This is a genomic window from Pseudomonas sp. H9, from assembly GCF_004353925.1.
In the GTDB taxonomy this organism is placed as follows: Bacteria; Pseudomonadota; Gammaproteobacteria; order Pseudomonadales; family Pseudomonadaceae; genus Aquipseudomonas.
Map to the genome: position 1 here is coordinate 14,054 of NZ_SMOK01000023.1, position 11,216 is coordinate 25,269.

9 protein-coding genes are annotated in these 11,216 nt (G+C 60.1%); 4 read left to right on the top strand and 5 right to left on the bottom strand.

The window, feature by feature from the left end; genetic code table 11:
- Nucleotides 1-117 precede the first annotated feature (117 nt).
- The 4 genes from E1573_RS17680 to E1573_RS17695 form a co-directional block, all read right to left on the bottom strand.
- Nucleotides 118-648, bottom strand: coding sequence for a Bro-N domain-containing protein (locus E1573_RS17680; RefSeq protein WP_133215872.1), 531 nt, complete (start codon nucleotides 646-648; stop codon nucleotides 118-120).
- Nucleotides 649-931: 283 nt separating this feature from the next.
- Nucleotides 932-1,555, bottom strand: a complete 624-nt coding sequence (locus E1573_RS17685; protein WP_133215873.1) for a trans-aconitate 2-methyltransferase — start codon at nucleotides 1,553-1,555, stop codon at nucleotides 932-934.
- A gap of 120 nt (nucleotides 1,556-1,675) precedes the next feature.
- On the bottom strand, nucleotides 1,676-2,923 hold the full coding sequence (locus E1573_RS17690; RefSeq protein ID WP_133215874.1) for a ribonucleotide-diphosphate reductase subunit beta: 1,248 nt from the start codon (nucleotides 2,921-2,923) through the stop codon (nucleotides 1,676-1,678).
- Nucleotides 2,924-3,132: 209 nt separating this feature from the next.
- Nucleotides 3,133-6,012 (bottom strand): ribonucleoside-diphosphate reductase subunit alpha, encoded by a 2,880-nt coding sequence (locus tag E1573_RS17695; RefSeq protein WP_133215875.1) that lies wholly within the window; start codon nucleotides 6,010-6,012, stop codon nucleotides 3,133-3,135.
- A 780-nt stretch (nucleotides 6,013-6,792) separates the two neighbouring features.
- Here E1573_RS17695 and E1573_RS17700 point away from each other — a divergent pair.
- Genes E1573_RS17700 through fhuF form a run of 3 tightly spaced genes read left to right on the top strand, consistent with a single transcriptional unit; the run spans nucleotide 6,793 to nucleotide 9,673 of the window.
- Nucleotides 6,793-7,515, top strand: a complete 723-nt coding sequence (locus E1573_RS17700) for a response regulator transcription factor (protein WP_133215876.1) — start codon at nucleotides 6,793-6,795, stop codon at nucleotides 7,513-7,515.
- A complete protein-coding gene (locus E1573_RS17705) occupies nucleotides 7,512-9,128 on the top strand; it encodes an ATP-binding protein (RefSeq protein ID WP_133215877.1) in 1,617 nt (538 codons plus the stop codon). The genes E1573_RS17700 and E1573_RS17705 overlap by 4 nt, the downstream gene beginning before the upstream one ends.
- The gene (fhuF, locus tag E1573_RS17710; protein WP_133215878.1) at nucleotides 9,125-9,673 is read left to right on the top strand and encodes a siderophore-iron reductase FhuF; all 549 of its coding nucleotides are present in this window, start codon (nucleotides 9,125-9,127) and stop codon (nucleotides 9,671-9,673) included. The genes E1573_RS17705 and fhuF overlap by 4 nt, the downstream gene beginning before the upstream one ends.
- Nucleotides 9,674-9,676: 3 nt before the next feature.
- On the opposite strand, the gene E1573_RS17715 is transcribed toward fhuF, so the two are convergent.
- On the bottom strand, nucleotides 9,677-10,378 hold the full coding sequence (locus E1573_RS17715; RefSeq protein ID WP_133215879.1) for a 4'-phosphopantetheinyl transferase: 702 nt from the start codon (nucleotides 10,376-10,378) through the stop codon (nucleotides 9,677-9,679).
- Between the two features lie 235 nt (nucleotides 10,379-10,613).
- Here E1573_RS17715 and E1573_RS17720 point away from each other — a divergent pair, with 235 nt between their 5' ends.
- Nucleotides 10,614-11,216 (top strand): outer membrane beta-barrel protein, encoded by a 603-nt coding sequence (locus tag E1573_RS17720; protein WP_133215880.1) that lies wholly within the window; start codon nucleotides 10,614-10,616, stop codon nucleotides 11,214-11,216.

The window sequence follows — 11,216 nt, forward strand, 5'->3', positions numbered from 1 at the left end:
AACCCCAGTAGGAGCTGGCTTGCCCTGCGACCCGGCGCCTCGATGTGCCAGTTGCATCTACGGCTGCTGCGCAGCCGATCGCGGGGCAAGGCCCGCTCCCACCGGGCCTGGTGCTCATCATCCTCCGTGCATTCCCAGCGCCCGCTGCGCACATGCACGCCAACTCAGCTTGCGCTTCACCGGCCCTTCCGTTGCCATCACCACCGGCACATCTCGTAAGCGCACCCACGGTTCGCTCTGCCAATACAACAAGCTCGCCGTATGCCCACCCGGCCAGCACATCCGCCCCAGGCGCGGTAAATCCGCCATCGCCAATTCCTGCCCGTCACGCAGTACCGCCACCACCTCGTGGGTCAGCCAGTGCCGCAGGTGACGGTTCTCCGGAATGTGATGATGGGCGAGCAGGGTATAAGCGCCGGATTCGCTGACCATAGTGGTGGTTTGGTAGTGACCATAACGCAGCAGTAGCACGCGGCGATGCTGGTCCGGGTCGAGTTTGCGAATGCAGTTCTGGTTGTAGAAGTGCCCTGTCAGCCGCCCGAGTTCGTGGGCGCAGAACCAGGCTTGGGATTCCAGCCAGAGGGCGTGGAGCGGGCGATTGTGGCGGGTGAAGAGGGTGGGGGCGTGACCGCAACTCTCGATAGGCATTTCCTTTACCTCTGCGATTATCAGCCATTTCAAGGCTGGGTGTCGGGAGCTAAGAAACCCCACACAGAAGGCCGGACATATTCCCCTTACGGGTCTTGTATTAGCCCACTCCCGACATAACAGAGTGTTTCATGCGCGCAGTAGTAGACCACAGGCACAAAAATGCCGCATCTGTCGGGAGCGGGTGGACCGCTGTGTGGGGGCGTTTCTTAGGCGCCAGGTACGAAGGTAAAAGGGATGGCGGTAAAGGGCAACAGGCGAGGCTGTAGGCTCTTTCTGAAAATCAACCGCTCGACACCGGCTTCTGAGCAATGAAATCGAAGCGGTGCCAATGCTTGGTCCCCCGCAGACTGGCTCCGTCGTATTCATGGGCTTCAAAGGTCTTCACGTTAAGCTCATGAAACAGCGCGCGAGCCTCTGATTCTGAGTGAAACGTTCTGCTCGGGTCTGAAGCCCAGCCATCTCTGTCGCCGAAGAGTTGCCCCACGAAAACCCCGCCTGGCAAAAGTGCAGATACCACCACCGACCAGAACTTTTCGAAGTGCGCCGGATGGCAAAAGGGCAAGGCCATACCAGCATGGATCAACGATGATGGGGGCAAAGCTTCAAGAGACTCAAACCGTTGCAGCGCCGTTTCCAGGCGTGCATCAGGATATTCGTTGCCGATGGCCTGAACCCTTTCAATAGCGGCCGGTTCTTGGTCCAAAGCCAGCACACGCCAACCTGCCTGGAGCAACGCCCGAGTTTCGTTGCCAGAGCCACAGCCCAGATCCACAGCGTTTTTAGTAGAAGTGTGAGGGCTGGCCAAATCAATTGCTGCGCAAAGCAGCGAAGACGCTGGGCGATCCTGGTGATGCTCGTAGTAAGTGCTCCACTTGGATGCTTTGTTTGGGGCGTTGCTTTGCATTTTTTAACCTTCCTTGGAATCGCTCTTGTGAGCCAATGCTAATACAAAAAAAGGGCCGCCATTTGGCAGCCCTTTTCGGTGTTTCCGTTTCACATTCCGTGAGACGGTGTCAGCAAGGCATTAATCCCAGCTCAACGCACCACCAGTCTGATACTCAATAACCCGCGTCTCGAAGAAGTTCTTCTCTTTCTTCAAGTCCATGATTTCGCTCATCCATGGGAACGGGTTGGTGGTACCTGGGTACTCTTCCTTCAAACCGATCTGCGACAGGCGACGGTTGGCGATGAACTTGAGGTAGTCCTCCATCATCGCCGCGTTCATGCCCAGTACGCCGCGCGGCATGGTGTCGCGTGCGTATTCGATTTCCAGCTGGGTGCCCTGCAGGATCATCTGCGAGGCTTCTTCTTTCATTTCGGCATCCCACAGGTGCGGGTTTTCGATCTTGATCTGGTTGATCACGTCGATACCGAAGTTCAGGTGCATGGACTCGTCACGCAGGATGTACTGGAACTGTTCGGCAACGCCGGTCATCTTGTTGCGACGACCCATCGACAGGATCTGGGTGAAGCCGCAGTAGAAGAAGATGCCTTCCAGAACGCAGTAGTAGGCGATCAGGTTGCGCAGTAGTTCTTTGTCGGTTTCGACGGTGCCGGTGTTGAACTCAGGGTCGGAGATCGCGCGGGTGTAGCTCAGGCCCCAGGCGGCTTTTTTCGCGACCGATGGGATCTCGTGGTACATGTTGAAGATTTCGCCTTCATCCATGCCCAGCGATTCGATGCAGTACTGGTAGGCGTGGGTGTGGATCGCCTCTTCGAACGCCTGGCGCAGGATGTACTGGCGGCATTCAGGGTTGGTGATCAGGCGGTACACGGCCAGGGCCAGGTTGTTGGCAACCAGGGAGTCGGCGGTGGAGAAGAAGCCCAGGTTACGCATGACGATGCGACGCTCGTCGTCGGTCAGGCCTTCAGGGCTCTTCCACAGGGCGATGTCCGCGGTCATGTTGACCTCTTGCGGCATCCAGTGGTTGGCGCAACCGTCCAGGTACTTCTGCCAGGCCCAGTCGTATTTGAAAGGTACCAGCTGGTTGAGGTCGGCGCGGCAGTTGATCATGCGCTTTTCATCGACCGCGACGCGGGCGGAGGAGCCTTCCAGCTCAGCCAGGCCTTCGGCGATGTCGAGTTGGTCCAGGGCAGCCTTGGCACGCTTGACTGCTTCGGAGTCATCGGCCGTTACAGCGCGGGCTTCGAGGGCGGCAACACCGCCAGCGTTGTCCAGCTTGTCGATGCCGGCGGCAGCGGCTTGAGTGGCGGTGGCGCCTTTGGCTGCTTCTTCGCCGTCTTCTTTATCGAATTCGTCCCAGCTCAGCATGGTGGGTCTCCTGCTTGAGGGCCATCTTCAGTATGGCCGGTGGATCTTGGTTGCGGTGCTTGCGGTTAGGTACTGCGGTGCACGCAAAAACTTGGAATGCTTCCGGGAGCAGGGCTCCGCGGAGGAGGTCAGGGTGGGCCCTGACCTTTTTTCTGTACTGGGGGAGGGGCTTTATCGCGGGGCAAGCCCGCTCCCACAGGGGTACTGCCTTATTGGCAGGCTTCGCAATCCGGCTCGTCGATCGCGCAGGCCTTAGGCACTGGCGCTGGGCCAGCAGCCTGGACCGGGGCGCTGTCGCCACCGCTGGAAACGGCGTTGAGCTTGCCGGTGTTGATGGTCGACTTCTCGGTGCTGGTCGCGGCCAGGGCACGGAGGTAGTAGGTGGTTTTCAGACCACGGTACCAGGCCATGCGGTAGGTGACGTCCAGTTTCTTGCCCGAAGCGCCAGCGATGTACAGGTTCAGCGACTGTGCCTGGTCGATCCACTTCTGACGACGGCTGGCGGCGTCAACGATCCACTTGGTTTCAACTTCGAATGCAGTGGCGTACAGGTCTTTGAGTTCCTGTGGAATACGCTCGATCTGCTGAACCGAACCGTCGTAGTACTTCAGGTCGTTGATCATGACCGAGTCCCACAGGCCGCGGGCCTTGAGGTCGCGAACCAGGTACGGGTTGATCACGGTGAATTCGCCCGACAGGTTCGATTTCACGTACAGGTTCTGGTAGGTCGGCTCGATGGACTGCGACACGCCGGTGATGTTGGCGATGGTCGCGGTCGGCGCGATGGCCATGATGTTCGAGTTACGAATACCTTTCTGTACGCGAGCACGTACCGGTGCCCAGTCCAGGGTTTCGTTCAGGTCGACGTCGATGTACTTCTGGCCACGGGCTTCGATCAGGATCTGTTGCGAATCCAGCGGCAGGATGCCTTTGGACCACAGCGAGCCCTGGAAGGTCTCGTAGGAACCGCGCTCATCAGCCAGGTCACACGAAGCCTGGATGGCGAAGTAGCTGACCGCTTCCATCGACTTGTCGGCGAACTCGACGGCAGCGTCGGAACCGTAAGGGATGTGCTGCAGGTACAGCGCGTCCTGGAAGCCCATGATGCCCAGGCCGACAGGGCGGTGCTTGAAGTTCGAGTTGCGCGCTTGCGGCACCGAGTAGTAGTTGATGTCGATCACGTTGTCGAGCATGCGCACAGCGGTGTTCACGGTGCGTTGCAGCTTGGCGGTGTCCAGCTTGCCGTCGACGATGTGGTTCGGCAGGTTGATCGAGCCCAGGTTGCAGACGGCGATCTCATCCTTGTTGGTGTTCAGGGTGATCTCGGTGCACAGGTTCGAGCTGTGGACCACGCCCACGTGCTGCTGCGGGCTACGCAGGTTGCACGGATCTTTGAAGGTCAGCCATGGGTGGCCGGTCTCGAACAGCATCGAGAGCATTTTACGCCACAGGTCTTTGGCCTGGATGGTCTTGAACACCTTGATCTTGTTGTACTCGGTCAGGGCTTCGTAGTACTCGTAACGCTCTTCGAAGGCCTTGCCGGTCAGGTCGTGCAGATCCGGTACTTCGTTTGGCGAGAACAGGGTCCACTTGCCGTCATCGAAGACACGCTTCATGAACAGGTCAGGGATCCAGTTGGCGGTGTTCATGTCGTGGGTACGACGACGGTCATCACCGGTGTTCTTGCGCAGTTCGATGAATTCTTCGATGTCCAGGTGCCAGGTTTCCAGGTACGCACACACAGCGCCTTTACGCTTGCCGCCCTGGTTAACCGCAACAGCGGTGTCGTTGACCACTTTCAGGAACGGGACAACGCCCTGGGATTTACCGTTGGTGCCCTTGATGTAGGAGCCCAGTGCACGTACTGGGGTCCAGTCGTTGCCCAGGCCACCGGCGAATTTCGACAGCATGGCGTTGTCGTGGATCGCGTGGTAGATGCCCGACAGGTCGTCTGGCACGGTGGTCAGGTAGCAGCTCGACAGCTGTGGACGCAGGGTGCCGGCGTTGAACAGAGTCGGGGTCGAAGCCATGTAGTCGAAGGACGACAGCAGGTTGTAGAACTCGATCGCACGGGCTTCTTTGTCTTTTTCTTCCAGCGCCAGGCCCATGGCCACACGCATGAAGAACACCTGAGGCAGTTCGAAGCGCACGCCATCCTTGTGGATGAAGTAACGGTCGTACAGGGTTTGCAGGCCCAGGTAGGTGAACTGCTGGTCGCGCTCGTGGTTGATCGCCTTGCCCAGTTTTTCCAGGTCGAAGTCGGCCAGGGCAGGGTTCAGTAGTTCGAACTCGACGCCTTTGGCAACGTAGGCCGGCAGGGCCTTGGCGTACAGGTCGGCCATTTCGTGGTGAGTGGCGCTGTCGGCCACGCCCAGGAAGCCCAGGCCTTCGGCACGCAGGGTGTCCATCAGCAGGCGGGCGGTAACGAACGAGTAGTTCGGCTCGCGCTCAACCAGAGTACGGGCGGTCATCACCAGTGCGGTGTTGACGTCTTTGAGGGCTACGCCGTCGTACAGGTTCTTCAGAGTTTCGCGCTGGATCAGGTCGCCATCGACTTCGGCCAGGCCTTCGCAGGCCTCGGAGATGATGGTGTTCAGGCGGTTCATATCCAGTGGCGCGAGGCTGCCGTCAGCCAGGGCGATACGGATGCTTGGGTGCGGCTGCACGGCGGCTTCGGTGGTGCTGCGGGTAGCACGCTCTTTGGCGCGCTGGTCGCGGTAGATCACGTAGTCGCGGGCGACTTTCTGCTCGCCGGCACGCATCAGGGCCAGTTCAACCTGGTCCTGGATTTCTTCGATGTGGATGGTGCCGCCCGAAGGCATGCGACGCTTGAAGGTCGCGGTGACTTGTTCGGTCAGGCGGGCAACGGTGTCGTGGATACGCGACGAGGCAGCAGCAGTGCCGCCTTCAACTGCAAGGAACGCCTTGGTGATGGCTACGGTGATCTTGTCGTCGGTATAGGCGACGACAGTGCCATTGCGCTTGATCACACGCAGTTGGCCAGGGGCGGTAGCAGCCAGATCCTGATTCGAATCGGCGGCCTGCGGCACCTTGGCCTGCGGGTTCTCGCGAGTTGTGTCGGTTTGCATGGGTGTCTCCACGTTCTCTAAGTTTGTTTAGGCGCCTTGTGGGCGCCAACCGTTCCGTCCGAAAGCCCAACAACCGACCCGGTGGCACACGGAAGCACGACGCTCCGGCATGCCGACCAGGTCGGGCATACTCACTTCGGGACAGATCAGGAAAAAAGGGGCAATCGTTTGCCGCTCCCTGGCCGAAGTCAAAGGTTCTGAATCCACGACTCAAAACTGTTGCTGTCAGGTGTGCCGATGGCTTGCAACACCCGTACCCGAAACAACACCCTCCAAGGGTTTGCAACGGTCGCCTCCGCAGGAGCGGTTTGGCTGCGTATTACGTTTAAAGTTCAAGCAAAAAAAGCACTGTTACAGGGCTTGAGTTCTTTACTTGACTTGTGCTTGGGATTTGCTTCAAACCCCAAGATGTAGTGTTTTGTTTCGATAGGGATACAAGATAATGCGGTCTCAGGGGTATTGCAAGTTGGTGCTCTGTGGATAACTTGTGTGTAGTTTGTGAGTGATTTTGGTCAACGCCTTGTAGGCCGCGTCTTAGCGCGAGATGACCGTCTGTCACCCTTTTTTCACCGGCAGCGGTTATCCAGGTGGAATTTTTCGGGCGCGCACCCTACCACAATTCCGAAGGTCTTCCGAGCATTCTACGCGGTACTTTATGACCACTGATGGCGATGGTTGGCAGGCGTCGGTGCCCGACGTAGTATCCGGGGCCGGTGTTGCCTTTTGGTGCAGCAGCACCGTGGGCACTTTTTCAATAACAACAAGCCGTCGAGGTGAGCCGTGGAGCAGCAGCGCAGTCAGGTATTGATCGTTGAGGATGACCAGCGTCTGGCTGATCTGACCCGAGAGTACCTGCAGGCCAACGGCTTTGACGTCAGTGTCGAAGGCGATGGTGGCAAGGCCGCAGCGCGGATCATTGCCGAGCAGCCGGATCTGGTGATCCTCGATCTGATGCTGCCCAATGAAGACGGCTTGAGTATCTGTCGCAAGGTGCGCCAGCAGTTCGCCGGGCCGATCCTCATGCTCACCGCTCGTAGCGACGAATTGGATCAGGTCCAGGGCCTGGACCAGGGCGCCGATGACTATGTGTGCAAGCCGGTACGCCCGCGCCTGCTGCTGGCGCGAGTCAATGCACTGTTGCGTCGCACCGAGCCTGCGCCAGGCGAGCCCTCGCAAAGCCTGCAGTTCGGCCCTCTGCGGGTGGACAACACGTTGCGTGAAGCCTGGCTGCGTGAGGAACGGATCGATCTGACCAGCGCCGAGTTCGACTTGCTCTGGCTGTTGGTCAGCAATGCCGGGCGCATCCTCTCCCGTGAAGAGATCTTCACCTCGTTGCGCGGCGTCGCCTACGACGGCCAGGACCGCTCCATCGATGTACGTATTTCCAGAATTCGCCCGAGAATCGGCGATGATCTTGAGCACCCGCGGATGATCAAGACCATCCGCAGTAAAGGCTATCTGTTCGTGCGTGAGGCAGCCGAGGCCATGGGCCAAGCGCGATGAACTCGATTTTCCTGCGCATCTATGGCGGCATGCTGGCTGCTCTGGTGCTGGTGGCGGTGCTCGGCGCGCTCAGCGTGCACCTGCTTAACGAAGTGCGTGCCGACCAGTACCGCGAACGCCTGGCCCACGGCACCTTTACCTTGATGGCCGACAACCTGGTGTCATTGGGCGAGCTTGAGCGCAAGCGCACGTTGTTGATCTGGGGGCGTTTGCTCGGTATCCCACTGGAACTGCAGTCCACGGCAGACGCGGGGCTCGACGGCGGGCAACGCAGTCAATTGCAACGCGGCCTGGTGCTGGTAGAGAAGACAGGGCCTCACGCAGCGCGGGTCATGCGCCAGGTTGGCACAGAAGACCTGCTGCTCACCGGTGAGGTGGAGCAGATCAGCGAGCAATTGGCGCGGGCGACTATTTATCTGCTCGTCGATGAACTGGTGCGCTACCCGATTGGCGAACAGCCGCGCCGGCTCGCCGAGATCAAGCGAAACAAAGGCTTTGGATTCGACCTGAGCCTGCGTCGCCTGGAGCAGATCGACATGGACGACGACCAGCGTCGGCGTGTCGATGAAGGCGACACGGTGATGGCGCTGGGCAAAGATGGAGACTCGATCCGCGTGGTGTCCGGTCTGGTGGGCACACCGTGGGTACTGGAGATCGGCCCGCTCTACCAGATGAACCCCTATCCACCACAGTTGCTGGCGCTGATTGCCCTGCTGGGGCTGTGCCTGATCGGCCTGATCGTCTATCTGCTGGTGCGCCAGCTGGAGCGTCGCCTCTCTGACCTGGAAAGCGCAGCCACGCGCATCGCCCAAGGCAGCCTGGATACCCGTGTGGCCGCTGACGATGCCGACTCAGTCGGGCGCCTGGCCGCCGCCTTCAATGGCATGGCCGAGCATCTGCAGCGTTCCCTGGCGATTCAGCGTGAGCTGGTGCGCGCGGTGTCCCACGAACTGCGTACCCCGGTGGCACGTTTGCGTTTTGGTCTGGAAATGATTGCCAGTGCCCGGGATGATCAGGCCCGTGAAAAGTACCTGGCCGGCATGGACGGTGATATCCATGACCTGGACAAACTGGTGGATGAGATGCTCACCTACGCCCGCCTTGAACAAGGGGCGCCGGCTTTGCATTTTCAGCGTGTTGACCTCGACGCCTTGCTCGATCAAGTGATTGCCGAACTGGCGCCACTGCGTCGTGAGGTCAGGGTTGTGCGCGGGCCGTGCCAGGTGGAAGTGTCAGAAATGGAAGGCCAGGAACATTGGGTCGAGGCCGAGCCGCGTTATCTGCACCGTGCCCTGCAGAACCTGGTGAGCAACGCCATGCGCCACGCGGAGTCACAGGTCAGCCTCAGTTACCAGTTGGGTGTACAGCGTTGTCGGATCGACGTCGACGATGACGGCCCGGGCGTGCCGGAAAATGTCTGGGACCGTATTTTCACTCCCTTTACCCGTCTCGACGACAGCCGTACCCGAGCTTCAGGTGGGCATGGCCTGGGCTTGTCGATTGTACGGCGCATCATCTATTGGCATAACGGTCGGGCCTCGGTCGCGCGCAGCGAGCAGTTGGGGGGCGCCCGATTCAGCTTGAGCTGGCCGCGCACGCAGGATGCGCAATGAGTGCCACGGTGTCTGTGCAGCAGTTGCTGCAACCGGCGCGCTTCGAGGCCCTGCTGCTTGAATTGTATGGCCCGGAATTGATGCCTGCGCAGCGATCGGTGCTGGTGTCGCAGTGGTCCAAGTACTACTTCGCCAGCGTATGGCAGCGGCTGCTGGAGGGAGCAGCGCTGCCGGTGTTCGACGCAACCGACGTGACCCTCGATGACCGCGGTTTGCCGCTGGCCTTGAGCGGGCGGGGTGCCAGTTGCCTGGGGCTGGAGGCCGTGGTGACGGCGCACCTGCAACCGCTGGTGGCTCGCCTGGCGAAGCTGGGGCCGTTGATGCCCGGAGTGCTGTGGGGCAATGCCGGTGATTGTCTGGACCAGGCGCTGCAACACGCCGAAGGCGATAACAGCGGCATGGCCCGGCTACTGACGTCAGCCGATAGTCCGCTATATGCCGCTGTCAGCCTGGAGGCCTCAGGTCGGCGCCGACGCCGCACCTGCTGCCTGAGCTACAAGGTCGATTGGGTAGGGCACTGCGAGCACTGCCCGTTGCTCACGTGAGGCTCAGGCACTTACCAGGCTGAGCAACTGGTCATCTTGCAGACAGAACTGCCCTTCCAATTCCCGCCCGGTGTGCCACTGCGCCGACAGGTCGGTGAGCAAGCGCAGGCGTGCGTACCCCTCGGCTGACCACTCCAGTACCTCGGCATGCTCGAAGTAGAAACGCTGCTGCACGATTGGGTAGAGGGCCTTGAACAGGCTTTCTTTAAGGGAGAAGGTCAGGGTGACGGTCAAGCCCACCTGGCTTGCGTTCATCCTGGCCAGCTCTGCTTCAGTGAGGATTTCCCGCGCCAGGCGTTCGGCTCGCTCATCGCTGAGCAGGCTTTCCTGATCCAGCCCCAACCCCTGGCAGTCACTGCTGTGTGCCACAACGGCGGCAGCCCAGCCTTTGCCATGGGTGATCGAGCCGCTGATGCCGGTTGGCCAGATTGGCGAGCGGTCTTCGTGGGTGCCGGGGACATACTCGCGGCCATCCAGGTGCTGCAATGCGGCCCGGGCACACACACGGCCTGCCAGATACTCGGCCTGGCGCTTGGCTACCGAGCGTTGCAGGCTGGCTGTTTGCACGATGCCAGCACGGGCGAAATCGTCGCTGGCCAGCAAGGCGGGATCGAAGGGGCAACTGACCAATACCGCACCTGGCACCGGACGGGGCAGGGGCCAATGGTGCAGCAGCGGGGCACAGCAGGCGGGGAGTGCATTCATGGCCGCTATTGTGCCATAGGAAATAACCGGTAGGAGCGGGCTTGCTGTAGGAGCGGGCTTGCCCCGCGATGCGATTCATCAGACAAACCGCTATCGCGGGGCAAGCCCGCTCCCACAGCAAGCCCGCTCCTACAGGTTGTTCAGCTTAGGTTCAGGCGGGGTTCAGCGGTCGTTCAGGCGGTTTTCCTTACTCTGGCTTCAACACCCAAACGGCACATTGCCAGGAGTAAACCTTATGAAAGCGCTCAACACCTTGTTCCTCGCCGTAGCCTTTTTCGGCGCCAGTGCTGCAGTCCAGGCCGCCGACACCACCTTCGCCGGTGTCACCTATGGCCAGACCAGCGACAAGATCAAAAAGTCCGGTTTGCTGAGCAGCAACACCGATCACCTCAATACCGACGGCATCATCAGTAAAGATGGCACCTGGGGTGTACGCGTTGGCCAGATGAACAATGATCGCCGCTACTACCTTACTTATGACAACGTTTCCAACGACCATAGCGGCCTGAAGATGCGTCAGGAAAACCTGCTCGGTAGCTACGATGTGTTCTACCCGCTGGGCAACACCACCAAACTGTTCGGCGGCGCCAGCGCCGGTGTCACCAAGCTCAGCCAGGAGTCGTCCGGTTACAGCCGCGACACCGATACCGGGTATGCCGTAGGCCTGCAGGCTGGCTTGTTGCAACAGGTCACCGACAATGCCTCGGTCGAACTGGGCTACCGTTACCTGCGCAGCAATGCCAGCACTGAGCTGGTCGAGCATGGCGGTTCGAAGATCGGCACCCTGCGCCTGGACAGCAGTGCGCAAACTTACCTGTCGGCCAACTACGCCTTCTGA

Bases quoted from the DNA above. Each gene is read 5' to 3' on its own strand.
- E1573_RS17680 (WP_133215872.1), bottom strand. From the start codon at position 648: ATGCCTATCGAGAGTTGCGGTCACGCCCCCACCCTCTTCACCCGCCAC.
- E1573_RS17685 (WP_133215873.1), bottom strand. From the start codon at position 1,555: ATGCAAAGCAACGCCCCAAACAAAGCATCCAAGTGGAGCACTTACTAC.
- E1573_RS17690 (WP_133215874.1), bottom strand. From the start codon at position 2,923: ATGCTGAGCTGGGACGAATTCGATAAAGAAGACGGCGAAGAAGCAGCC.
- E1573_RS17695 (WP_133215875.1), bottom strand. From the start codon at position 6,012: ATGCAAACCGACACAACTCGCGAGAACCCGCAGGCCAAGGTGCCGCAG.
- E1573_RS17705 (WP_133215877.1), top strand. From the start codon at position 7,512: ATGAACTCGATTTTCCTGCGCATCTATGGCGGCATGCTGGCTGCTCTG.
- fhuF (WP_133215878.1), top strand. From the start codon at position 9,125: ATGAGTGCCACGGTGTCTGTGCAGCAGTTGCTGCAACCGGCGCGCTTC.
- E1573_RS17715 (WP_133215879.1), bottom strand. From the start codon at position 10,378: ATGAATGCACTCCCCGCCTGCTGTGCCCCGCTGCTGCACCATTGGCCC.
- E1573_RS17720 (WP_133215880.1), top strand. From the start codon at position 10,614: ATGAAAGCGCTCAACACCTTGTTCCTCGCCGTAGCCTTTTTCGGCGCC.